The sequence below is a fragment of the Clostridium frigidicarnis genome (assembly GCF_900111985.1).
GTDB lineage: Bacteria > Bacillota > Clostridia > Clostridiales > Clostridiaceae > Clostridium_Z > Clostridium_Z frigidicarnis.
The window spans coordinates 22578-45282 of record NZ_FOKI01000012.1 but is presented as its reverse complement, the minus strand read 5'-3'; the positions used below and the strand labels follow the sequence as shown (position 1 = coordinate 45282).

The 22705-nt window shown below is 28.2% G+C and carries 30 protein-coding genes and 1 riboswitch; of the genes, 25 read left to right on the top strand and 5 right to left on the bottom strand.

Translation table 11 applies throughout. From position 1 onward, the window contains the following. Positions 1-141: 141 nt before the first annotated feature. The 5 genes from BM119_RS09190 (at position 142) to ribH (ending at position 7010) form a co-directional block, all read left to right on the top strand. Positions 142-1998, top strand: a complete 1857-nt coding sequence (locus BM119_RS09190; protein ID WP_090040842.1) for a glycerophosphodiester phosphodiesterase — start codon at positions 142-144, stop codon at positions 1996-1998. A gap of 301 nt (positions 1999-2299) precedes the next feature. Next, a riboswitch (FMN riboswitch) is annotated at positions 2300-2414 on the top strand. 612 nt (positions 2415-3026) lie between these two features. After that, the gene (gene ribD / locus BM119_RS09185; RefSeq protein WP_090040840.1) at positions 3027-4112 is read left to right on the top strand and encodes a bifunctional diaminohydroxyphosphoribosylaminopyrimidine deaminase/5-amino-6-(5-phosphoribosylamino)uracil reductase RibD; all 1086 of its coding nucleotides are present in this window, start codon (positions 3027-3029) and stop codon (positions 4110-4112) included. Positions 4113-4402: 290 nt separating this feature from the next. Continuing rightward, positions 4403-5059: a riboflavin synthase gene (gene ribE / locus BM119_RS09180; RefSeq protein ID WP_090040838.1), complete on the top strand. Its 657-nt coding sequence runs from the start codon at positions 4403-4405 to the stop codon at positions 5057-5059. A 32-nt stretch (positions 5060-5091) separates the two neighbouring features. Then, on the top strand, positions 5092-6285 hold the full coding sequence (locus tag BM119_RS09175) for a bifunctional 3,4-dihydroxy-2-butanone-4-phosphate synthase/GTP cyclohydrolase II (protein WP_090040836.1): 1194 nt from the start codon (positions 5092-5094) through the stop codon (positions 6283-6285). A 251-nt stretch (positions 6286-6536) separates the two neighbouring features. Further along, positions 6537-7010, top strand: coding sequence for a 6,7-dimethyl-8-ribityllumazine synthase (ribH, locus tag BM119_RS09170; RefSeq protein WP_090040834.1), 474 nt, complete (start codon positions 6537-6539; stop codon positions 7008-7010). Between the two features lie 163 nt (positions 7011-7173). On the opposite strand, the gene BM119_RS09165 is transcribed toward ribH, so the two are convergent. Beyond that, positions 7174-7371, bottom strand: coding sequence for a GNAT family N-acetyltransferase (locus BM119_RS09165; RefSeq protein ID WP_090040830.1), 198 nt, complete (start codon positions 7369-7371; stop codon positions 7174-7176). A 156-nt stretch (positions 7372-7527) separates the two neighbouring features. Here BM119_RS09165 and BM119_RS09160 point away from each other — a divergent pair, with 156 nt between their 5' ends. The 18 genes from BM119_RS09160 (at position 7528) to BM119_RS09085 (ending at position 18779) form a co-directional block, all read left to right on the top strand. Beyond that, positions 7528-8268, top strand: coding sequence for a carbon-nitrogen hydrolase family protein (locus BM119_RS09160; protein ID WP_090040828.1), 741 nt, complete (start codon positions 7528-7530; stop codon positions 8266-8268). Between the two features lie 82 nt (positions 8269-8350). Further along, complete coding sequence (locus tag BM119_RS09155) at positions 8351-9007, top strand: class I SAM-dependent methyltransferase (RefSeq protein ID WP_090040826.1); 657 nt, start codon at positions 8351-8353, stop codon at positions 9005-9007. A gap of 178 nt (positions 9008-9185) precedes the next feature. After that, positions 9186-9551 (top strand): MazG nucleotide pyrophosphohydrolase domain-containing protein, encoded by a 366-nt coding sequence (locus BM119_RS09150; RefSeq protein ID WP_090040824.1) that lies wholly within the window; start codon positions 9186-9188, stop codon positions 9549-9551. A 49-nt stretch (positions 9552-9600) separates the two neighbouring features. Continuing rightward, entirely contained in the window at positions 9601-10101 is a 501-nt protein-coding gene (locus BM119_RS09145) for an NUDIX hydrolase (protein ID WP_090040821.1), read from the top strand. Between the two features lie 77 nt (positions 10102-10178). Further along, complete coding sequence (locus BM119_RS09140) at positions 10179-10643, top strand: GNAT family N-acetyltransferase (protein ID WP_090040819.1); 465 nt, start codon at positions 10179-10181, stop codon at positions 10641-10643. Between the two features lie 2 nt (positions 10644-10645). Further along, positions 10646-10834, top strand: a complete 189-nt coding sequence (locus BM119_RS09135) for a hypothetical protein (protein WP_090040817.1) — start codon at positions 10646-10648, stop codon at positions 10832-10834. A gap of 80 nt (positions 10835-10914) precedes the next feature. Further along, complete coding sequence (locus tag BM119_RS09130; RefSeq protein WP_090040815.1) at positions 10915-11451, top strand: GrpB family protein; 537 nt, start codon at positions 10915-10917, stop codon at positions 11449-11451. A 35-nt stretch (positions 11452-11486) separates the two neighbouring features. Continuing rightward, complete coding sequence (locus tag BM119_RS09125; protein WP_090040813.1) at positions 11487-12107, top strand: histidine phosphatase family protein; 621 nt, start codon at positions 11487-11489, stop codon at positions 12105-12107. 21 nt (positions 12108-12128) lie between these two features. Further along, a complete protein-coding gene (locus tag BM119_RS09120) occupies positions 12129-12713 on the top strand; it encodes a GNAT family N-acetyltransferase (RefSeq protein WP_090040812.1) in 585 nt (194 codons plus the stop codon). A gap of 195 nt (positions 12714-12908) precedes the next feature. Further along, positions 12909-13385, top strand: a complete 477-nt coding sequence (locus tag BM119_RS09115) for an ASCH domain-containing protein (RefSeq protein ID WP_090040810.1) — start codon at positions 12909-12911, stop codon at positions 13383-13385. 215 nt (positions 13386-13600) lie between these two features. Further along, positions 13601-14161, top strand: coding sequence for a flavodoxin family protein (locus BM119_RS09110; protein WP_090040809.1), 561 nt, complete (start codon positions 13601-13603; stop codon positions 14159-14161). A 202-nt stretch (positions 14162-14363) separates the two neighbouring features. Beyond that, positions 14364-14873 (top strand): GNAT family N-acetyltransferase, encoded by a 510-nt coding sequence (locus BM119_RS09105; protein ID WP_242948386.1) that lies wholly within the window; start codon positions 14364-14366, stop codon positions 14871-14873. A 121-nt stretch (positions 14874-14994) separates the two neighbouring features. Further along, positions 14995-15162, top strand: a complete 168-nt coding sequence (locus tag BM119_RS19850; RefSeq protein WP_177199376.1) for a hypothetical protein — start codon at positions 14995-14997, stop codon at positions 15160-15162. A 262-nt stretch (positions 15163-15424) separates the two neighbouring features. Beyond that, positions 15425-15571, top strand: coding sequence for a hypothetical protein (locus tag BM119_RS19845; RefSeq protein ID WP_177199375.1), 147 nt, complete (start codon positions 15425-15427; stop codon positions 15569-15571). 31 nt (positions 15572-15602) lie between these two features. After that, positions 15603-16241 carry an alpha/beta fold hydrolase gene (locus BM119_RS09100; protein ID WP_090040805.1) on the top strand — a complete coding sequence of 213 codons (639 nt, stop codon included), beginning with the start codon at positions 15603-15605 and terminating at the stop codon, positions 16239-16241. 89 nt (positions 16242-16330) lie between these two features. After that, on the top strand, positions 16331-16921 hold the full coding sequence (locus BM119_RS09095) for a GNAT family N-acetyltransferase (RefSeq protein ID WP_177199374.1): 591 nt from the start codon (positions 16331-16333) through the stop codon (positions 16919-16921). Between the two features lie 333 nt (positions 16922-17254). Continuing rightward, the gene (locus tag BM119_RS09090; RefSeq protein WP_090040800.1) at positions 17255-17755 is read left to right on the top strand and encodes a GNAT family N-acetyltransferase; all 501 of its coding nucleotides are present in this window, start codon (positions 17255-17257) and stop codon (positions 17753-17755) included. Between the two features lie 187 nt (positions 17756-17942). Next, positions 17943-18779 (top strand): GNAT family N-acetyltransferase, encoded by an 837-nt coding sequence (locus BM119_RS09085; RefSeq protein WP_090040796.1) that lies wholly within the window; start codon positions 17943-17945, stop codon positions 18777-18779. 205 nt (positions 18780-18984) lie between these two features. Here the strand turns inward: BM119_RS09085 and BM119_RS09080 are convergent, their stop codons facing one another. From BM119_RS09080 to BM119_RS09070, 4 genes are all read right to left on the bottom strand, one after another. Then, the gene (locus BM119_RS09080; RefSeq protein ID WP_242948384.1) at positions 18985-19182 is read right to left on the bottom strand and encodes a DUF4351 domain-containing protein; all 198 of its coding nucleotides are present in this window, start codon (positions 19180-19182) and stop codon (positions 18985-18987) included. After that, on the bottom strand, positions 19157-19303 hold the full coding sequence (locus BM119_RS19840) for a hypothetical protein (protein WP_177199373.1): 147 nt from the start codon (positions 19301-19303) through the stop codon (positions 19157-19159). Before BM119_RS19840 ends, BM119_RS09080 begins: the two co-directional genes overlap by 26 nt. A gap of 278 nt (positions 19304-19581) precedes the next feature. Continuing rightward, positions 19582-20832, bottom strand: coding sequence for an IS200/IS605 family accessory protein TnpB-related protein (locus BM119_RS09075; protein WP_242948383.1), 1251 nt, complete (start codon positions 20830-20832; stop codon positions 19582-19584). Between the two features lie 86 nt (positions 20833-20918). After that, positions 20919-21143 (bottom strand): hypothetical protein, encoded by a 225-nt coding sequence (locus BM119_RS09070; protein ID WP_090040790.1) that lies wholly within the window; start codon positions 21141-21143, stop codon positions 20919-20921. A gap of 313 nt (positions 21144-21456) precedes the next feature. On the opposite strand from BM119_RS09070, the gene BM119_RS09065 reads away from it, so the two are divergent. Together BM119_RS09065 and BM119_RS09060 are read left to right on the top strand one after the other, a co-directional pair. Further along, a complete protein-coding gene (locus BM119_RS09065; protein ID WP_090040788.1) occupies positions 21457-21846 on the top strand; it encodes a GNAT family protein in 390 nt (129 codons plus the stop codon). Between the two features lie 16 nt (positions 21847-21862). Next, positions 21863-22684, top strand: coding sequence for a hypothetical protein (locus BM119_RS09060; protein WP_090040786.1), 822 nt, complete (start codon positions 21863-21865; stop codon positions 22682-22684). Positions 22685-22705: the final 21 nt, after the last annotated feature.

The window sequence follows — 22705 nt, the reverse complement described above, 5'->3', positions numbered from 1 at the left end:
ATAAGGCAAAGCTTAGAGATTTTAATAAGAAATTTTAAATAAAGGAAAGAAGTAATCATAGTGGACATGGTAACTTGTTTTCAACTATAATTAGTTTGCGTTTAATACATAGAAAATAAACTTTAGAAAAAGAGGCATAATATGAAGGAAAAAAGCGAAACAAAGAAAATAATAAGAAAAACCTATAAAAATTTTATTTTTAATATAAAAGAGGTTGCAACTTTTGAGATATATTATAGATTAATAACATTATTTTTATTTATTCCATTGAATTTATTTATTTTAAATAAATTTATGGGTAATATAGGAGTGTATAATATAACCAATAAGGATTTGTTGAAATTTGGATTAACCTTTAATGGAGCCTTTTATTTTGGGTTAATAATGATAGTTTCTTTTATAGCAATATTTATTGAAATGGCAGTTTTGACCTATGTAGCAGCTAAATCTCATAATGGAGTAAAGGTTAAAATATCGGAAGCTGTCATAAATAGTATTAAGATAATGCCTGATACACTAGGAATGGGAATTATAGTTATTTTGCTAGTGGTAGGAGTAATAGGACCATTAACAGGAGTAGGTCTTTATAGCTCTTTAATTAAGAATTTAAAAATTCCATCCTTTGTTACCATTGAGTTATTTAAGACATCAAGTGGAAAAATGATAGTTGGGGTGTTTATATTTATTTTAATTGTACTACTTTTAAGATGGATACTAGCAATACCTTCTATTATTATAGAAAAGGTAAAGATAAATAAAGCTATTAAAAATAGTATTAAAATATATAGGGGAGACAAGTGGAGAATACTTGGATATTTAATATTATGGATATTAGTAACTTCAATTATAAATATAGTAGGTCTATTCTTATATGTAACAATTGGTACTACTGTAATAAAATTAATGGGTGTTAATAGTGTAGCTGCCGACATATTTATGTGGATATATGTAGCATTATTTTTTATAATATATGTACTCATTTCATTAATAGCTATTCCTGCCTTTGTATCATTTACAGTTGAAGTTTATTATAGCTATAGAAATTATGATGCAGAAGAGAGGATTTTTGATGATTATAAAAAATACATAAATAACAGGGTATATAATACAGTTCTCAAATATAAGGCATTAATAAACACTATAGTTTTAATTGTTTTTATATCAATGCTTTTAATTAGTCCAATAAATGAAATTTTTAGTGAAATAGTTAATAAGGATGTTAAGGTAACGGCACATAGAGGAAGTAGTTTTAAAGCACCAGAAAACAGTATGTCATCAATAAAAAAAGCTGTTGAAGAGGGAGCAGATTACGCAGAGATCGATGTTATGACAACTTTAGATGGTAATGTAGTAGTATTTCATGATAATAATTTGAAAAGAATTGATGGAACAAATAGATCTATTAAGGACATGACCTTAGAAGAGGTAAGAACAGTAGATAATGGATCATATTTTTCAAGTGAATTTAAAGATGAGAAAATACCAATGTTAGATGAGGTTTTAAAATATTCAAAGGGTAAAATCAAGCTTAATATAGAACTTAAGCCTAATAAAAGGGATGACTTATTAGAGAAAAAGGTTGCAGAATTAATAAACAAGTATGAAATGACAAATGAAGTTGTGGTTTCTTCATTAAATTATGATTCATTACAGGAAATAAAAAAATATGATCCAGCACTTACAGTAGGATATATATTATCTTTTGGTGTTGGAGATTTTACTAAATTAAATGTTGATTTCCTATCTATTGAATATGATATGCTTAAAAGAGAGTTAGTTTATGCAATGCATGCTCTAGGTAAAGAAGTGCATGTTTGGACTTTAAATGATGACTCTAGAATAGAAGATGCAATTTATATGGGTGTTGACAATATTATTACTGATGATGTAGAAATGGTTGACTATGTAAAAAGTTCTATAAATGAAAACAGAGAAATTGACTATTTATCTTGGTTCTATGAAATTATTTATATTATAACTGAACGAGTTAAAGTTTAACAAATGCTAATATGCAAGCCATAAGGTTTTAAAAGTAGAAAATCATGATAAGTTAGATAGAATAGCTCATGTTTTATAGTTATTGAGTGGCATTTATATATAAATGTCAGCGATATTAGCCCATAGCCTATGCTATAAACTAATATCACTTCCTTGTCTGACACAAAATATCATGGCATCTTGGACTTGTTATTTTCTTTTATGTGCCTTAGAGACACTAGATATGGAATAAATGATAGTAATGGAGTAAATATTAGTTGACAGGATGAAAAAAAAGGAATAATATAAAACTATAAACTTAATAAATCTTCAGGGCAGGGTGAGATTCCCTACCGGCGGTAAAGCCCGCGAGCCTTAATGGCAGATTCGGTTAAACTCCGAAGCCGACAGTAAAGTCTGGATGAAAGAAGATAAATTTAAATGAATTTAGTAATTTAAGTATAACTATATTTATTTTGTGTACAATGCTCTGAAATATTATGTATTTCAGAGCTTTTTTGTTTATTTTCAGTATATTTTTAATTAGTTACAAGTTGCAAGTGATAAGTTACAAGTTGAGGATGAAGTCTTCTCAGAAAGATTTCTAAAATAAAAATATTATTAAAGAAAATCTGTGATTTTCAACCACAACTTGTCACTTGTAACTCATAACTTGCCACTTGAAAAAAGGTGTAACCATCTTTGTTACAAGTTGAAATTAATTTAAAGTAATAACTTTTAATAAAAAGTGGTGAATTTAATATATTGAAAATATACAATAAAAAGAAGAATAAATATAGATTCATGAATACTATAAAAAGTCTTGATTTACTAAATAAATTTAAATATTATAAAGAACTTCAAGCCCTGAGTTATTTTAACTTAGGGCTTTAATTTTTGGGGATTTATAGAAGTTTTAGTATTCTAAAATGTTGATAGAATCTACATTTAAAGAGATTTTAAATTAGTGACAAGTTGCAACCACAATTTGTTACTCGTCACTTAAAACGTGGCTTAGCCACTATTTTACTTTATAAGGGGTGATTTTATTGGATGAAAAATATATGGAAATTGCTTTAGCATTAGCTAAAAAAGGAGCAGGTAAAGTTAATCCAAATCCAATGGTGGGTGCAGTTATTGTTAAAGATGGAAAAGTAATAGCTGAGGGATATCATGAAGAATATGGGAAAAGCCATGCAGAGGTAAACGCTTTTAATAATGCTTTAGAGGATGTAAGAGGAGCTACAATGTATGTAACATTAGAACCATGCTCTCATTATGGCAAAACTCCTCCTTGTGTGGAAAAAATCATAGAGAAAAAAATTAGTAGAGTTGTAATTGGAATGGTTGATCCAAATCCAATTGTTAGAGGACAAGGAATAGAAAAACTTTTATCACAAGGAATAGAAGTTGTTACAGGGGTCTTAGAAGAGAAATGTAAAAAACTAAATGAGGTATTTATAAAATATATAACCTTAAAAAAGCCTTTTGTAATTATGAAAACAGCCATGTCCATAGATGGAAAAATAGCTACATCTTCAGGAGAATCGAAATGGATTACTAAAGAAGAGTCCAGAAAACAGGTGCATAAGTTAAGAAATGAAGTAAGTGCAATTATGGTTGGAGTTAATACAGTAATTAAAGATGATCCAGAGCTTACTTGTAGAATTGAAAACGGAAAAAATCCAATAAGGATAATTGTAGATAGTACACTTAGAATTCCAAGGGATTCAAAGGTCATAAAAGGTGCCAATGAGGTTAAAACCATTATTGCTTGTACTGAGAAATTAAATAATGAAAAGGGTTTAGAACTAAAAAAACAGGGAGTAGAAATATTACTTACAAAATCTAAAAATAATAGAGTGGATTTAGATGATTTAATGACTAAACTAGGAGAAATGAATATAGATAGCTTGCTTTTAGAAGGAGGGTCTACATTGAATTTTTCAGCTTTAGAAGAAGGCATAGTAGATAAAATACAAGTTTATATTGCAACTAAAATTATTGGAGGAGAAAATTCTAAAACTCCTGTAGGTGGAAAGGGAATAGAAAATTTAAAGGATGTCTTTAAAATAGAAAACATGAATTTATCACTTATAGGACAGGATATATTTATTGAAGGATATATTAAGTAATTTTTAGTTTTATATGAAGTTTGTTTAAAATCAACAGTGAAGTTTAGAAAAATTTATATGTCAGTACACCAGTGTTTAGGCACATTCAAAAAAATAACAAGTCAGTATGCTAGTCTATTTTGTATCATACTGCGTCAGTAATATTAGCCCATAGCTTGTACTATGAACTAATATCACTTCCTTGTCTGACACAAAATATACATGGCATCTTGGACTTGGTATTTTCTTTCATGTGCCTTATATTTAGGAATTTGGGTGTTAGCAATTATATAAAAAGAGGTGATTAAAATTTGTTTACTGGAATAGTTGAGGAAATAGGAGTAGTTCAAGCTATAAAAAAAGGTGACAAATCATCAGAACTTATTATAAATGGAAATAAGGTGTTAAATAATACAATTTTAGGAGACAGTATTTCTGTTAATGGTGTTTGTCTTACTGTAACTAATATAGAAAAAAATTATTTTCATGCTGATGTTATGGCTGAAACATTGAGAAGAAGCAATTTAGGGAATTTTATTATAGGACATAGGGTTAATCTTGAAAGAGCATTAAGTATAAATAAAAGACTTGGAGGCCATATAGTAAGTGGTCATATAGATGGAACAGGACAAATAGTTTCGTTGATAAGAGAAGACAATGCAGTTTGGATTACCATAAAAGCAGATAAATCCATATTAAAATACATTGTTGAAAAAGGGTCAATTGCAATAGATGGAGTTAGCTTAACAGTAGCTTATGTTGATGATGAAATTTTTAAGGTGTGTATAATTCCACACACTGGGGAAGAAACAATTTTACTTGAAAAGTGTGAAAAACATTTAGTAAATCTTGAGTGTGACGTAATAGGAAAATATGTTGAGAGACTTTTAAGGTTTAAAGATATTGAGGACAATGAAAAAGAAACTTCAATTGATGAAGAATTTCTTAGAAGTAATGGATTTATGTAAAAACAAAAATATAGATGGGGAGATGTGTAAAAATGTTTAACTTTAATAGTATTGAGGAAGCTATAGAGGATATAAAACAAGGAAAGATGGTTGTAGTAATTGATGATGAGGATAGGGAAAACGAAGGAGATTTATTGATGGCAGCTGAAAAAGTTACCATGGAGCATATCAACTTTATGGCTACCTATGGAAAAGGGCTTATATGTATGCCAATGAAAGCGGACAGACTTAAAGAGTTAAAGATTCATCAAATGGTTGAAAATAATACAGATAATCATGAGACAGCTTTTACAGTATCAATAGATTATTTTGAAACATCAACAGGAATATCAGCTTATGAAAGAGCATTAACAATACAAAAGGTGTTAGATGAAAATTCTAAGGAAAAAGATTTTAGAAGGCCGGGTCACGTTTTTCCATTAATGGCTAAAGAAGGTGGAGTTCTAAAAAGAATGGGACATACTGAAGCAGCAGTTGATTTAAGTGCATTAGCAGGGTTAAAACCAGCAGGTGTAATATGCGAAATAATGAGTGATAACGGAAACATGGCAAGAACTCCAGAATTAATAGAATTTGCAAAAAAACATAACTTGAAAATTATAACTATAGCTAATTTAGTTTCCTATAGAAGAAAAACTGAAAAGCTTGTTGAGAGAGCTGTAGTAACAAATATGCCAACAAAATATGGAGATTTTAAAATATATGGCTATATAAATAAATTAAATGGAGAGCATCATGTAGCGTTGGTTATGGGAGATGTAGAAGGAGACAAGCCAGTATTAACTAGGGTACACTCTGAATGTTTAACAGGAGATGCTCTAGGATCAAGAAGATGTGATTGTGGAGAACAGTATGATGCAGCTATGAGAAAAATAAGTGAAGAAGGCTGTGGAATACTTTTATATATGAGGCAGGAAGGAAGAGGCATAGGACTTATAAATAAATTGAAAGCTTATGCACTACAAGATGAAGGTTTTGATACAGTAGAGGCAAATATTAAATTAGGGTTTCCAGCAGATTTAAGAGATTATGGAATAGGAGCTCAAATACTTGAAGATTTAGGAGCTAAGAATCTTAGGCTTATGACTAACAATCCTAGAAAAATAAAGGGATTATCAGGATATAACATTAAGGTTGTAGAAAGAGTTCCATTACAAATAAATTCTAATAAGAATAATGAATTTTACCTAAAAACAAAACAAGAAAGAATGGGACATATTTTATAAATAGTGACAAGCTCTATTTAATGACAAGTCTGGGCAAATGAGTTAGAAATTACTAGCTTTTAATGATAAATGGTTAAGAAAGTTACAAGTCTTATAAGTGATAAATTAAGAGTGTCGGATTTAATATTTTGTAAGATCATATAAGTGGCAAGCATTATTTAGTGATAAGTTAAAAGTGGAGCGTTAAGGCGAATAGAATTATTATTACAATTTTTATAAAAAATATATAAATATAATTGGAGGTTTTTAATATGAAAACATTTGAAGGAAATTTAGTGGCAGAGGGAATAAAGATTGGTATTGTTGTTGGAAGGTTCAATGAGTTTATAGTGTCCAAGTTATTAGGTGGAGCATTAGATGGATTAAAAAGACATGGGGTAGAAAAAGAAAATATTCATGTTGCTTATGTACCAGGAGCATTTGAAATTCCATTAATAGCTAAAAAAATGGCTAATAGCAATAAGTATGATGGAGTTATATGTTTAGGAGCAGTTATTAAAGGATCAACTCCACATTTTGATTATGTTTGTGCAGAGGCTTCAAAGGGAATTGCAACAGTTGGATTAAATTCAGAAAAACCTGTAGTTTTTGGAATCTTAACTACAGATACAATTGAGCAAGCAATTGAAAGAGCAGGAACAAAGGCAGGAAATAAAGGATATGATTCAGCAGTTACAGCTATAGAAATGGTAAATTTAATAAAGGATATGGATGAAAACCTATAAGGAATTTATTGTATAATGAACAAGAGTTAAGTAGTAGGAATATTAGGGCGTGACAAATTTTTAAGAATGATAAGTTGATAAAAAGCTTAGAAGGCATATGGTAATATATTCCTTCTAAGCTTTTTATGATATACAGATTTTAAAAACATAATACTCTATTAATTTAATCTTTAAGTTGCTGTAAAATAATTGTTTTAGTGTAAAAACCATATTTTTCATAAAATTTAATTACACTGTCATTACCTTCAGCAACTCCTATAATTTTGGATTTACAGTTATTAAAATCAAGCCAATCTAAAGCTCTACACATTAATTTATCTCCAATACCATAAGATCCATTTATAATTTCAAAAGTATTCATATGAAATTCTCCTAAATAAAAATTTGATAAGTGCAGTATATTACAAAACAATTCACTATTCAATGGAAAAAATGTTATAATTTTATTATTATACATGAAATGTGCAAAATCAAGGGCATTTTTAAATTCTTTATATTATAAAGTAGGTGTGTAGATATGTATAAAATAGCATTAATAGTTCCTAAAATAACAAATGATATACATAGAAATAAAAGAAAAATACTTTCATTTGTAAGAAAGGCATATAAGAAAAAAGCAAAACTTATATTATTTCCTGAATGTACTGTAAATGGAATAGGTCAAGAATATAACGATAGTACCTATTATAATGACTCAAATACAGAAAATGATGTATTTATAAAAAGTTTATGTAGACTTGCAAAGTTGTATAAAATTAATATTGCAATAGGAGTATTAGAAAATAAGGACAAGATATTTTATGATAGTTTGTTTTTTATAAATGAAAATGGTGTATTGCAAAGCAAATATAGAAGAATTAGCTTATGGGATAATAATAGAAATATATGTAAATGTGGACAAAATTATAAATTATTTAATACTGATATTGGAGTATTTTCATCATTGATATGCGGAGATTTATTTTATGAAAAAATACGAAGTGGGTTAGAAAAGGTTAAATTTGACTATTTATTATATCCAGTTGCTATATCATTTGATAATAATAGTATTGATAAGAATCTTCAATGGAAAAATGAGATAAAGGAATATAGTGAGAGGATAAAGCATATTGGTAAAACTACATTTATGACTAATTATATAGGTTCTAAAAATCATTTTTACAAGTGTTATGGTGGAGCTACTGTATTTAATATTAATGGAGAAATTATAAAATCAATGCCAATAATGAGGGAAGGTATTCTATATTTTGATTTATAATAGAATGAATAGATTGAAAATTTGAAATTTGAAAATATTATTTTGGTAATAGATCAATAAAAGTTATTAAAGGAGGAAACAAATGGATAGAGAACAGTGGTTAAAAGAAAAAAGAAGTATGGCAGAAAAAAGATATGATGCTATTTTTGCAATTGATTATGACGATAAATGGGGAGGAATGGAGGAGCAGCACAAAGATAATTTATTATATTTTCTAAAATTGCTTCCTAAAAAAACAAAAATATTAGATGCGGCATGTGGAACGGGTAAGTATTGGTCAATAATAATATCAGAAGGTTTTCACATTTTGGGAATTGATCAGTCACAGAAAATGATAGATAGTGCAATTTATAAGTATCCTAATATAGATGTTAAAAAGTTAGGACTTCAGGAAATGAATTACAATGATGAATTCTACGGAATTATGTGTATAGATGCAATGGAGAATGTGTTTCCTGAGGATTGGATTAATGTTCTTAAAAATTTCTATAAAGCATTACGAAAAGATGGATATTTATATTTTACAGTAGAAATAATTGATAAGAAAGAACGAGAAGAGGCATTAAGAATAGGTAGTGAAATGGGACTACCAGTTATAGAAGGAGAACATGCCCATGAGGGAGGATATCATTATTATCCAACTATTGAAAGAGTTAGAGAATTGCTTAATTATGTAAAGTTTTCCGTTGAAAGAGAAAATAGCTCAGATGGATATCATCACTTTGTTGTAAGAAAATAATTTTTTGATTTTGGTACAAGTTAAGGTTTAAAGGAGTGGAGAGAAATGATAAATCTAGAGAAAATTAAAGAATTTTTCTAAGAATATTTCAAAAAAGATATATTTTAGGGTGTAACTTTAATAAAAAGAGGAGATGATGAACTATTTTCATATGATAGACATAAGGAGAGGTTATTATATGGACACAAATAAAACTGATTTAAGAGTTTCAGAAATGCTAGAACTTTCATATAAATTATGGGATAAGCATAAAGATTCTTGGTCACCTATGGAGCCACAGTATGGTAAGACATTTATACTTTATATGATTGAAGAAATAGGAGAAGCAATTGTAATCATAAAGAAAAAGGGCGAAGAAAGCATAATGGATGAAGAAGAGATAAGAGAACATTTTATAGAGGAATTGGGAGATGTAATTATGTATTTTATGGATGTTCTCAATAGATTTAATATATCAGCAGAGGAATTTTCAGAAATATATATGAGGAAATTTGAGAAGAATATAAATAGGAATTATAAAAAAGAATATAAAAACATTAAGTAAAAAGACTTTAAACGCAAGATTAATTTCATGTAAAGGATAGGGTGATATAATGGCTGAATTATGTGATGTTTATGATGTTAGTGGTAATAAAACTGGAGAAGTGTTTTTTAGAGGAGAAGCTTTAAAAAAGGGTCAATACCAATTAGCTACAAATGTTTGGATTATTAATAGTAATCTTGAAATATTAATACAGAAAAGATCTAAGTTGAAGAGATCTTATCCTGATATATGGGCAGTTCATGGAGGTTGCGTAAGTACAGGAGAAAATAGTTTAGATGCATGTATAAGAGAAGCATATGAAGAAATTGGTATTGTGATACAGCCTAAAGATATGAAGCTATTAACTAGAATAGTTGGTGAAAAGGTAATTATGGATAACTATATAGTTTTACAGGAATTTGATCTTTCATCAGCAGTATTACAGGTAGAGGAAGTAAGTGGAATAAAATGGGTATCTTTGCATGAGGTAGAAAGAATGCTTAAGAAAAAAGAGTTTTTTGAATATAGTGAGATGCCTTATGTAATTGAATTTATTAATAATCTTAATTAAATAGGTTAATGTGTAGAATACAAAATGCAAAGAAAAGATGATTTTTAATTTATATTTAATAAGTAGGTGGAAGATATATGTTTGCTTTTAAAAAGCTATTAAATGATGAAGAAAAGTTAAAGATTGCAGATGAAATATTAAGAAACTTGCCTCAATGGTTTGGCATTGAAGAAGCAATAGTAGAATATGTTAATGGGGTGAGAAATACTGATTTCTATGTAGCATATCATTTGGACAAACCCATTGGATTTATAAGTATAAAATCAAATAATGAATATACATCAGAGATATATGTTATTGGAGTGTTAAAAGAAAATCATAATTTAGGAATTGGTAAAAAATTATTAGAGGTATCACAGAAAGAATTAATTAAAAATAAAGTTAGATTTCTAATGGTGAAAACATTAGGTGAATCACATTCAGATAAAAACTATAAAATTACGAGAGAGTTTTATAAGAATGCTGGGTTCTATCCATTAGAAGAGATAAATGAAATATGGGGAAAGGAAAATCCATGTTTGATAATGGTTAAAAACCTATAGTAGTGGAATATAACTATGATAATGTACTTTATGTATCAAAAATAAATAAACTTTATAATATTGAGACTGATTTTGAAATAGGGTTAAAAAAGGCTTTTGAATGGTATGGTAGTAATGCGGATAGCATAGTTTTCAAAGAGAATATAATACAGAATGAAGAACAGATATTAAGAGAATTGAATTACTTATAATGAAATTTGTATATGAAAACACATTGAAAGAGGATTAGGATGTTACAAGTGGGATTCATCAGATAAAGGGGGAAATATACATGAATAAAGAAAAGCAAATTAGAACAATAGAAGTAGTTTCATATGATTTTAAATGGAAAGAAGAATACTTAAAAGAGGCTGAGAAAATTAGAAATATAATGAATGAAGAAATAATTAAAATGCATCATATAGGAAGTACATCTATTCCAGGAATTTATGCAAAGCCAGTAATAGATATTTTAATTGAAGTAAATGATATAAAAAATGTAGATATTTACAATAAAGATATGGAGGATATAGGATATATAGCAAAAGGTAGCTTTGGAATAGAGGGTAGACGATTTTTTATGAAGGGGTTATACAATAGAACACATCATATCCATGTTTTTCAGACAGGAAATCCTGAAATAGAAAGACATTTAAATTTTAGAGATTACATGATAGCTCATCCTAATGAAGCAGAATGTTATGGAGATTTAAAGAAGGAGTTAGCTGTGAAATTTAAATATAATATTGATGGATATTGCGATGGCAAAGATAATTATATAAAAGAAATAGATAAAAAGGCTAGGATATGGGTGCAAAACAATAAATGATTTTGTAAGATTATCAATATAACAGGGGGAGAAAAATGAAAAATATTATCACAATTCAACACACACAATCTATACATCATACAAATGGAATGATTGGTGCTTGGACTGACTGGGAGTTAAGTGATTTAGGCAAACAACAAGCAGATGCTATTGGTAAAGCATTAAACAGACAATTAAGTGATACAAAAAACTATACAATGTATTCTTCAGATTTATTGAGAGCAAAACAAACCGCTGAAATTGTGGCAAAGCATTTGAAGTTAACCCCTATATATAGAAAAGAATTGAGAGAAATAAACTTAGGAAGTGCAACTGGAAAATCTATTGAATGGTTACATAAGAACCAAAATGAACATTCTAATGATATTTCAGTACTTGATTTTAAATGCTTACCAGATGCAGAGTCAAAACGAGATTTGTATAATAGACTTTTGCCTTTTGTAAATGAAATTGAAAATTCACCAGAAGAAAATATAATTATTGTAGCACATGGAGGAACATTGAGTATGCTTTTTACCATGTGGTTCAATAATGATATAAGTAGTACAGAAAATATAGAATTTCAAGGAATATCTGGGGGAGTTTCTTTCCTTAAGAAAAATGATAATGGCATAAAAATCATAAGAAAATTAAATGATTTATCTTATTTATATTAAGTGGTAGAGGTATATAAAGTTATGGAAGATGAAATATTTAATGTGTTTCCAGAGATTAGCACAGAACGGTTGAATTTGAGAGAGATAAAAAAGGAAGATGCAGAAAGTATATATAAACTTTTAAGTAATCCTGAAGTTATAAAACATGATACGTTTGAACTATTTACAAATATAAAGCAAGCAGAAGATATACTCAAATGGTTTAATAATGAATTTAAAGAAAGACGAGCCATATTCTGGGGAATTTCTTTAAAAAATCAGCCTGAAATTATTGGATTCTGTAAGTGTGAAATTGAAATTCCCAAAGTAAGAGCAGATTTAGGATATGATTTAACACCTGAATATTGGAATATGGGAATTATGACTGAAACATTGAATGCAATAATTGATTTTGCATTTCAAACCCTTCATGTTAATAGAATTGAAGCTGCAGTGTATACTAAAAACAATGCATCAATTAGAGTATTAGAAAAGTTAGGTTTTGTTAAAGAGGGCATTTTAAGAGAACGTAGTTATTGGAGAAGTAGTTGCCATGATATGATGATGCTTTCCATATTAAAGAAAGAGTACTGCATTAAGGAAAAACAGATTGCTTTTAACTTGTAATCAAAATAACATATATTAAGGATTAGCTAATGAATTTTAAAATATGAAAATAACGTTCTTTGAAAAATAAGTTTCATGTTATTTTTATGTGGCAATACAAATAAAAGGTTAATGTGTAATAGTAAAATTATGTGCAGTGAAGATTATTTATATAATATGAAATATCTAGTATAAAATTTGAGGGAGGTACCAGTAATGGAAAATGAAAAATATTCACAAGAAAAAATTGATATATTTTGGGGGAATTTTTTAGGGGAAACTAACAGAGATAAAACAACAAAGTATTTAGAGGTATTTCATTTTGAATTAACTGAAAAGTGGGCTAATGAATTATTGAATTTGGTGTTAATTGGCGAAAAGAAGGCTACAGCAAGTAGTCTATGGAGATATGAAATTGAAGGTGAGCGTGTGCCTAAGTTAGGTGATTTAAGCATTGTCACTGATTGGGAAGGGGTACCACGATGTGTTATTGAAACGACTGCAGTAAAAGTTATTCCATTTTTAGATATTACTTATGATATTTGTAAGCGTGAGGGTGAAGATGATACATTGGAATCTTGGCGTGTAGGAACTATGCATTTTTTCAAAGAAGAAGGAAAGGAACTTGGGTATGAGTTTAGGGATGATATGCCAGTGATTTTTGAAGATTTTGAAGTAGTATATCAAGTATAGATTTTATAAGTAAAATAAATCTAATCTGTAATATTATAGTTGAGAGATACATTCTTATTTAACGTAACAACAATATTAATTTATTAAAAAAGATAGTTTTATATTTATTTATAAAGTGTATTAAAACAAAAAGGAATTATTAATTTTCATAATTATATAAATATTTACTTCTAAACAAATAACGCTACGAATTATTAAATGAAGGAGAACAATTAATGAAAACACTTATTTTTAGTGGTTCGCCAAGAAAAAATGGTGATACTATGGCTTTAGTAAATGAATTTATTAATCACTTAGAGGGTGAATATAAAATAATAGACGCCTATGAATGCAACATCAAGCCTTGTATTGATTGTAGATATTGCTGGGAGAATGATGGGTGTTGTGTAAATGATGAAATGCAGATGGTTTATAACTATATCCAAGAATGCGATAATATTTTAATTGCATCTCCGCTTTATTTTTCTGAACTGACAGGGCAGTTGTTGGCAGTTACAAGTAGACTGCAAACTTATTTTTGTGCAAGATTTTTTAGGAATGAGATGCCTATTAGGAATGAAAAAAAAGGTGGAGTTATATTAGTAGGTGGTGGAGATGGAAGTACTAAAAATGCTTATAAGACAGCATGCACAATTTTACACCATATGAACTCCAGAGATATTGCACCTATTGTTTATAGCCATAATACTAATAATATTCCATCTAAGGATGACATAAAGGCTATGAAAGGCTCAAGAAATTTGGCATTATTTTTTAATGGAAAATATAGATTATGAACATAATCTGTAGATAAAAAAATTAGTATTCTTTCTATATTGTATATTGAAAGAAGTGGAGAGTGGGGCATATTAATATGCAAAATGAACTTAGTGCAGATGTATTTAAAATTTACAATCAAGATATATGAAGATATTGATGGTTATATATCTTGGAATACAATTGAGGTTCAATAGCAAGATTGGGATGCTACGTTGGAAAATGAATAATACGGTGAAAGGATGTTGTATGGTGAAAATTGAATTTGCAAGGGCAACAGTTGATGATGTTGATAAGCTTATTGATGTACAAAATCAAAGTTTTTATGTAGATTACGTTAAATATGGCCAATGTCCTGGGTATAATCATTCTAAAGAAAGTATGACCCGTATTGTTTTAAATAGGATAACATATAAAATAATCTGTAATAATCAAATAGTAGGTAACATTATTGTTAGAGATAATCATGATAGCACTTATTATCTTGGTGGTATTTGTGTGATACCAGATTATGAGAATAAAGGAATAGGACAAGAAGCCATTAAGTTTGTTGAAAGTGAATTTCCAAGTGCAACTATTTGGACTTTGGAAACACCTGCGGATAAAAAGAGAAATCATTATTTTTATAAAAAAGTGGGATATACTATTTTAAAAGAATATATGGTTGGTTCTGTGAATATAGTGTTGTTTGAAAAGAAAATGAACCAAACAAATAACACCTGGCACTTATGATATTGTTGGTAGATATAAAGTTGTTATAGGTGAAAGAGCTTTTGATACCATACGGTTAGTATTAATAGCTTGTGATGGACAAGTATCTGATTTTTATATTGATACTAATGGTAGAGAGATTATGCATAGATTTTGGGTTTTAGATAGTTGGGGATATGATGATGATTTAAAGATACCATATAGTGAGCGATGGCCACATATAGAAATTCTGTATCTAAATGATGAAAAAAGAGTGTGTACAGATTATGTTGTTCCTGATTATGCGTTGGAATATAAAATAGTAGATTGATTGGGGTGATAAAATGAATTTGGAAACACAAATTATTGATTCATATTTAGCTGGGGAAAATATTGATAAGTTCAAGAACCATTGGATTTATTAGACTGTTGGTCAAGGTGAGTTTAAAGGTAAAAATATTTTTAACAAGCCATCATCTGACAATATAGAAAATGTTCAAAGGCTTTATGATGAAGTTAAGCAGTGCTTGGTGGATTTTCAACCCTTTAACAGAGAACTTTGGGATATACTCTTTCAAAATTGGAGATTGGTATTGGAAAGAGTTGAAGTATATTTGACTATTGGGTTACCTGAACCTAATGACGAAACAGTTATTAAAAGTCCATTAGGAAACAATGTTATTGTTTTAGACTTAGGGTGTTGGACAAAATATTTAGATCATACTATAAGACGGAGTTAAGAGGATTTATGAATTGAGGAGGGAGTTTCTAATGAGAGGATTGATTTTGTATGGTGCAAACTGTACATTGGATGTTTGGGATACACTGAAGAGTGAATTAACAGCACATAATGTTACATTTGTAGAATATCCGCATAATATTACAGAAAAAGCAAACAACGTTTCAGATATTACTAAGTGGATATATGCAACTTATAGAGAAGAAAGGTTCGATTTTATTCTCGGACATAGTATGGGTGGAATTATTGGATTAGAATTAGTTGTAGATTTCAAGTTAAAATGTGATAAAGTGATTTTTATAGAGTCAAATTTGAAACCTGCGAAAAACTTTTATCGAAATTTGATGCTTCCCTCCAACATGGAGAGATATGGTGAAAAAATTATTTCCATGATAAAGGGAGAGGCAAAGTACTATAGTGATAGTTTAAAGAAAACATTGCAGGAGGATTTTGATTATACAGATTATATTAGGAAAATAAATTCTAAAGTTTACGGAATATATGGAGATAGAGGTGAAAAATGCTATGACAATAGGATTAATGATTTGTGCCTTGATGATGATATTGTTGCAAAAATAGACTTCAGATTTGTTGAGGATTCCTGTCATATGCCAATGGTTGAAAACCACGAGGCGTTAGCAGATATCATAGCGAGTATTTTGGCCAAATGATAAAGAGTATGGATATTATCTTTATTAAATATGGTTCACAGTATTCTTATATTGGGTATTGAAATAAGTGAAAAATGAGGGATATTAATATGCAAAATGAACTTAGTGAAAATGTATTTAAAATTTACAATCAAGATATACTTTTGAGAGATATGATTAGTGAAGATATTGATGATTATATAGCTTGGAATACGACTGAGATTGAATGGCAAGATTGGGATGCTCCGTGGGAAAAAGAAGAAAATGAAAATATAGAAGAATTAAAAAAACAGTTATCTCAAAGATTAAATAGAGAATTACCTATAATTCGTAAACGTTTAGAAATATGTAATGTAAATGGAATTCATATGGGATGGGTTTCATCATATTATATTGATGGAGATAAAGAAAAGTTTGCAATAGGAATTGATATTATAAATAATAAATTCAGAGGTAAAAAATTAGGTGAATTAGCAGTTTCACTATTTATATCCTATTTGCTAAAATCTGAATATATGTTAGATATATACACACAAACATGGTCGGGAAACGATAGGATGATAAACCTTGCTGAAAAGTGTGGATTTGAATTGGTAGACAGAGAAATTAATTTTAGAGAAGTTAGAGGAAATATGTATGATAATTTAACTTTTAAATTGAATAAAGAAGTATTTTGGAATAGATTTAAGCATTTAAAATAAAAAACATATGTCCCTCACCTAGTAAGAAGAGGGGGAGTGAATTAAGATTAAATAAAACTATAGAAATTGACAAAGTTATTGCTCATTTTTCACAAGTTCCAAATCCTAAATTATTATTTATTTCAACAGCAAGTGATGGCTCAAGAGGATATATTGGAAGCATAACAAAAATATAAGAGGAACATAAAAAATATCAAAACAAAATAATGAAATATTATTTAAAATGAGTAAATAGGATTTTCAACAACTAACAGGGGGAATATGAAGGGGTAATATTTACTGTGTCCATTTAGAAATTAAACTTTAGTCTTTATAAAAAATAGGAGACATATTATGTATAAAGGTAAAATAACAATTAAAGCAACGGATGAAAATGACTTGTTGAATATAATAAATCTCTGGAATAATGGTGAGGTAATGTTTTATGTTGGTTTTCCTAAGGGTTTTAATGTTACCATTGAACAACTGAAACAATGGTTAAATCGATTTAATAAAAATGAAAGTTGTCGCCATTATAGTATTTATGCTGAGAATACTGGTTATTGCGGTGAAACATATTACTCTATTGATTTTGAACATGATTTAGCCACACTTGACATAAAACTACTTCCTATAGCACAGGGGAAAGGCATTGCTGAGTATGCGTTAAGTTATGCAATTAATAAAGTGTTTGAAAATAATTTAGCAACTAAGGCTTATGTTGAACCTAATCCAGAAAACAAAAAAGCGTGGAAACTTTATAAAAAACTTGGTTTTATAAGTAAACCAAGACCTGAATTTCTTGAGCAAAATGATATATATTTGGAGATAACAAAAGATGTATGGGATAAATAAATATAATTAATGTAATAAAAAATATCCAAAAGGAGGAGAGGATGAATTTAAAAATTAGGACGTTATACTTCGAAATAACACACGGATGTAACCAATCATGTAAACATTGTTATTTAGATGGAGGCATTCATCATAAGATAAGGGAACTATCATAAATAATCAGAGATGATATGAAAGGATTGATAGAATGTATAATAAAGAAATATTAATGTTAATAGAAAATATATCTCCTCACGCAAAAGATTATGTAGACAAAGCATTTGAAAATAATAAAGTTGAGGTGTTATACTCCATATCAACAGAGCAAAATAAGGGAGTATTTATAATAGTTAACAATGATGATTGTTGCATTTTTTATGCTTCTTTTCTTAACGAAAATAATGTGGAACAAATTTTAGAAGTAATAAATAATAAAACTAAAGAATATGTTTCTAAAATAAAGTCAAAAGAAATATGTTTTAACGTATATGGAAATAATCTAAAAATAATTAATTTAGTAAGAAAATTAGGTTTTAAAGCAGATATGGAAGGATACCACCTTGAATATATTGGTGAAGAACTGCCACAATTAAATAATTATAACTTGACTGATAAAGGCTTTGAAAGCAGTATGTCAAAAGAATTTGTTGATTTATTTGATAGTTCATACTATCAGTTAAATATAGATAACGGTTGGAAAATAAATAGCCATGCTGTAAATGAAGAGAAATTTCATCAAGAACTTAATGAATTGAATAAATTTAGTCAAGTACGTTCATTTTGGCTAAACAATGAATTGGTAGGTGCATATATTTTTGAACAGAACTACATTACTGATATTGTTGTGAAGCCGATATTTCAAAATAAAGGATATGGAAGTTATATATTAGCACACTGTATTAGAAATATGAACTTAAACAAATCAATTAAAAATATAAGGCTTCGAGTTGCAAAATCAAATGTTGGTGCTAAAAAATTATATGAAAGAAATAATTTTGTTGATATTGCCTGTTTTGCAGAGCACACATATGTACAAGTATTGTAAAGTTTCAATGTGCATTTTTATTATACGAACCAACACATATTGAGTATTAAAAAAAGTTGAAAGTAGTCATATTAAAAGGCAAAGTGAATTTAGAAAAACTGTATTTTAAATTTAGAATGAAGATATATGATTATTAATTAAAGAACAGTCCACATACTTTGGCATACAAAATATATGGACTGTTCTTGTTGTAAGATAGTATATTTTATTTGAAATACTTTTCTAAATCTTCTACATTATCCATACCAAATATTTCTTCAGCAATTATTTCTAGTATATTTTCTGGTAATGTTATTATTTTATCTTCATAGTCTTTAGGTAAAGACTTAAATTTCTTTCTTAATTGCTTTATAAGTAATTCTGCTTTACCTAAATTTTTACCTTGGGTGAGAACCTTGCTCAATGCCTTTTTCAAGACCTTGCTCAATACCTTTTTCAATGACTTCTTTAAGACCTTGGCCAATACCGTCTTTTCTAGCTTTTTCTTTCATTTCATCTAATATAAAAGCATTACTAGCAATCATTAGCTCCACATCCTGATTTCTAAAATCATGACAAATAGCAACATTAACTATTCTGTATGATTTTTCACTTTATTAACTATATAAAGCGGTAGTATCACAGGATTCAACTACTTAGGTTAGTACCATAATACTAAAATTCCATATTAGCCTTTATAATTTTATCCTCTTATAAAGTACAACAGAATTGCGAGTGTTACTCAGCCCCTAATATTTGTAATCTACCAAAGCCTTTCCTACTAGGTGTACTTTGGCAGTTAAAATCTATATTAAAGTTATTATTAACTTACTACTCCAAGTATTTTCTTCCTATTTACTAACCATAAATCAGGTCTTTCACCTACCTTTCTTTTTAGATTTTTATTTATTTCATTCCATTTTGACCATTCATTTTTCTTATTAAATCTATCTAAATCTTTTACTAATTTATCTTTTAAAATCTTAGGTACTCTTTCTTTAAAATTATAGCTTCTTCTTGCTATAACCATACTAGCACCATTATGAACTACCATTCCATATTGATGACAATATTTATATAATCCTATTTTGCTTGTAAATTGAGGTTTAACTTTTATTATCTCTATTCCTTCTCTAATACAAGCACTTTCAAGCATAGTTAATAATTTACAATATATAAATTGATATTTTATTCTAGCAAATTTACCATGAATATCTTTGTCATTTTTGAATTTTAAATCCTCTATAGCAATTCCACAGTTATAAATTTTGGCTATTAATATAACTTGTTTTGCTAATTCACCGCATAGGTTTTCACGTCTATTTGCTCTAGCATATGACAATTCATGCTGTTTTAAATAAGTATGCCATTTGTAATTACCTTTGTTATCTATCATAGTTAAAGCAAAACCATCTGGATTGGTGTCTATTCCTATAATCCCATTATGCCATGTATAAATAATTTCTTTTTTAAGCATTTCAAAAGTGATATGACAATAATATTTATTATTTCTTTTCAATATTTTCACTTGATAAGTTTCACCACTAGCTAAATGACTTAAAAATATTTCTTTGTAATTTATTCCATTCACTTTACCAGTTTTCTTAGATAATTTTTGTGGCAAATATATTGGAACTTGTATTTTAATTGCTCTATTAGTTGATGTTTTTTCAAACGTAGATATTTCCAAATAACTAATTTCATTTTTAATAATAACTCTTAAGTTTGGATTGCCATTTTTACTCTTATCTCCACGGCTATAAAATCTATTATTTCTACAATCAGTCCATTCTTCTTTAGATATTAAGCCTTTACACCTTCTAATAAACATTTCTTTTGTACCGAAAGTTACTGGTGGAACAGTATTTGTATCAATGAATTTTTTAAAATAATTAGCCTTTCTTTGTCTTTTATCTAATTTACTTAATAAAGCATTTCTTTTATTTTCTAATAGTCTTTTAAAAGAAAACCTTATAGCAGTGCAAAATACTAACATCATACTGTTAATAATTTGTTTTTGCTCTTCTGTTTCATTTATTAATATTGCTTTCATTGTTATTTTCACTATTCTCATCTCCTTTCATTGATAATTCTTTTATAGGTTTTTCTATATATCTTATATGACCACCAGCAGTTTTATATTTAGCTTTTAATTTTTCTTCATTTTGTTATTGTTTTAACAACAGTTGCTACCTCCTTTTTAGCATCTAATATTTTAATAGCTGAATCTGCTAATTGTTCTCGTGTTGTATTTTTAATCCAATGTTTTATAGCTTTCATCTCCGTATCACTTAATGCTTGGAAAAATAAAGCTATTGCTTTTATTCTTTGTAAAAATTCTAATGCATCAATTTTTTGGTCAAGTAAAAATATTGCTGCTGTCACATTTTTATTATCAATATTATAATTTTCAACCCCTATAGAAAGTTATATTCTATATTTTTTCTTTAGTTTAAGTGTTACCTTATATTAAATATATTATAATATATGAAAGTTGGTATACTAAAGAGATTAATAAACATTAAATAAAAAAGGTGTTTAATGATTTTTATAGACATGGAAACTTGAAGTATGAAAATGGAAAATGGTATAATGTGGTATGGTTTGATTTGTTCTTTGTAAAATACACCGTTGAAACTAAGATAAAATATCTAAAGTTATAAAAAAATTAAGAGAAGTATATTGTAGAGGTGTATCAATGAATTTAAGTGTAAAAGAGCTTACAGAAGCACATGCAAAAGAAATTTGTAACTGGGGATATAAAGGGGAATATTGTATATACAATTACCCATCATGGGAACAAATATCTAATGAAAAAAGGAGTATTACAATAGAACAAAAGAGAAAAAATGAATTTTATTCTGTAGTTGATGATTGTAATTGCTTATGTGGATATATGAGATTAATGAATAAAGATGAGTATATTCTTATTGGGATTGGACTAAAAACATGTCTATGTGGACAAGGACTAGGAAAGACATTAATGAAAATAGTAAAGAATCAGTGTAAAAACCTATATCCACATAAAAAAATTGTTTTAGAAGTTCGTTCTTTCAATTGTATTACGTATCGACATGCTGTGTATTAATGGGGGGATTTTGGTAATGAAGTGTAATCAAAAGGTTAAATATATATTTATAGTTTTTTTTAGTATTATACTTTCTATGACCTTGCATGTAATGGCATCAAATTATAGCACTACTCCCAAAGTAGCAAACTGGAGTTTTTTTGTTGAGTTTTTAGGATTGTCATTAACACTAATATTATGGTATTTAATTGCTTTTGGTAGTATTGCTTTTATTTTTTATAGGTTTGAAGATAGGCTTCCAGGAGTAGGTAGCATAAAGGGTTTACGTTATGGTATTTCAATTAGTATTCTTTGGTTAGGAGGTATGATAGAAGGAGTTTCTCTTTCAGGTAATCTTTTAATAAATGAGTTTTTCACTGGTATTTGTGACGCTATACCTATTTTATTAATGGGATTATTATTGGGGAAATTCACAACTAAAGAAAATAACATTGAAAATACAGTTAGTAGTAATAGAAGGTTTTTATCTATATTTATTTTTTCTACTGTATTTTTAGTTGGACGTTACCTTTGCTATTTTACAAATATTATAAAATCTGGTTATCAGTCAAGCCCATACTTTACTTTTATTTGGACTTTATTAATGGGTGCTTGTATAGGAGTAACTTATCTGTTATTAGGTAAAGTAACTAAATCATCATCAGCCTTTTTGAGTGCAACAAAATTTGGAATTATAATATTTGGTGTTAATTGGACGGTTTTTATTATCTTTATACCATTTATTTTTAAAGGGACTTTAATTGGGTCTATTATAAGGATTGTAAGTGATATCTTATTAGTTATTTTAAGTTGCTATATATCAGAATTTTTAGATAAATTCATTGTAAAAAAGGATTAGAGTTTAAAAATTTTGCTGAAA

Bases quoted from the DNA above. Each gene is read 5' to 3' on its own strand.
- BM119_RS09190 (WP_090040842.1), top strand. From the start codon at position 142: ATGAAGGAAAAAAGCGAAACAAAGAAAATAATAAGAAAAACCTATAAA.
- BM119_RS09175 (WP_090040836.1), top strand. From the start codon at position 5,092: ATGTTTAACTTTAATAGTATTGAGGAAGCTATAGAGGATATAAAACAA.
- ribH (WP_090040834.1), top strand. From the start codon at position 6,537: ATGAAAACATTTGAAGGAAATTTAGTGGCAGAGGGAATAAAGATTGGT.
- BM119_RS09165 (WP_090040830.1), bottom strand. From the start codon at position 7,371: ATGAATACTTTTGAAATTATAAATGGATCTTATGGTATTGGAGATAAA.
- BM119_RS09160 (WP_090040828.1), top strand. From the start codon at position 7,528: ATGTATAAAATAGCATTAATAGTTCCTAAAATAACAAATGATATACAT.
- BM119_RS09155 (WP_090040826.1), top strand. From the start codon at position 8,351: ATGGATAGAGAACAGTGGTTAAAAGAAAAAAGAAGTATGGCAGAAAAA.
- BM119_RS09150 (WP_090040824.1), top strand. From the start codon at position 9,186: ATGGACACAAATAAAACTGATTTAAGAGTTTCAGAAATGCTAGAACTT.
- BM119_RS09145 (WP_090040821.1), top strand. From the start codon at position 9,601: ATGGCTGAATTATGTGATGTTTATGATGTTAGTGGTAATAAAACTGGA.
- BM119_RS09140 (WP_090040819.1), top strand. From the start codon at position 10,179: ATGTTTGCTTTTAAAAAGCTATTAAATGATGAAGAAAAGTTAAAGATT.
- BM119_RS09130 (WP_090040815.1), top strand. From the start codon at position 10,915: ATGAATAAAGAAAAGCAAATTAGAACAATAGAAGTAGTTTCATATGAT.
- BM119_RS09125 (WP_090040813.1), top strand. From the start codon at position 11,487: ATGAAAAATATTATCACAATTCAACACACACAATCTATACATCATACA.
- BM119_RS09120 (WP_090040812.1), top strand. From the start codon at position 12,129: ATGGAAGATGAAATATTTAATGTGTTTCCAGAGATTAGCACAGAACGG.
- BM119_RS09115 (WP_090040810.1), top strand. From the start codon at position 12,909: ATGGAAAATGAAAAATATTCACAAGAAAAAATTGATATATTTTGGGGG.
- BM119_RS09110 (WP_090040809.1), top strand. From the start codon at position 13,601: ATGAAAACACTTATTTTTAGTGGTTCGCCAAGAAAAAATGGTGATACT.
- BM119_RS09105 (WP_242948386.1), top strand. From the start codon at position 14,364: ATGAATAATACGGTGAAAGGATGTTGTATGGTGAAAATTGAATTTGCA.
- BM119_RS19850 (WP_177199376.1), top strand. From the start codon at position 14,995: ATGCATAGATTTTGGGTTTTAGATAGTTGGGGATATGATGATGATTTA.
- BM119_RS09100 (WP_090040805.1), top strand. From the start codon at position 15,603: ATGAGAGGATTGATTTTGTATGGTGCAAACTGTACATTGGATGTTTGG.
- BM119_RS09095 (WP_177199374.1), top strand. From the start codon at position 16,331: ATGCAAAATGAACTTAGTGAAAATGTATTTAAAATTTACAATCAAGAT.
- BM119_RS09090 (WP_090040800.1), top strand. From the start codon at position 17,255: ATGTATAAAGGTAAAATAACAATTAAAGCAACGGATGAAAATGACTTG.
- BM119_RS09085 (WP_090040796.1), top strand. From the start codon at position 17,943: ATGTATAATAAAGAAATATTAATGTTAATAGAAAATATATCTCCTCAC.
- BM119_RS19840 (WP_177199373.1), bottom strand. From the start codon at position 19,303: ATGATTGCTAGTAATGCTTTTATATTAGATGAAATGAAAGAAAAAGCT.
- BM119_RS09075 (WP_242948383.1), bottom strand. From the start codon at position 20,832: ATGAGAATAGTGAAAATAACAATGAAAGCAATATTAATAAATGAAACA.
- BM119_RS09065 (WP_090040788.1), top strand. From the start codon at position 21,457: ATGAATTTAAGTGTAAAAGAGCTTACAGAAGCACATGCAAAAGAAATT.
- BM119_RS09060 (WP_090040786.1), top strand. From the start codon at position 21,863: ATGAAGTGTAATCAAAAGGTTAAATATATATTTATAGTTTTTTTTAGT.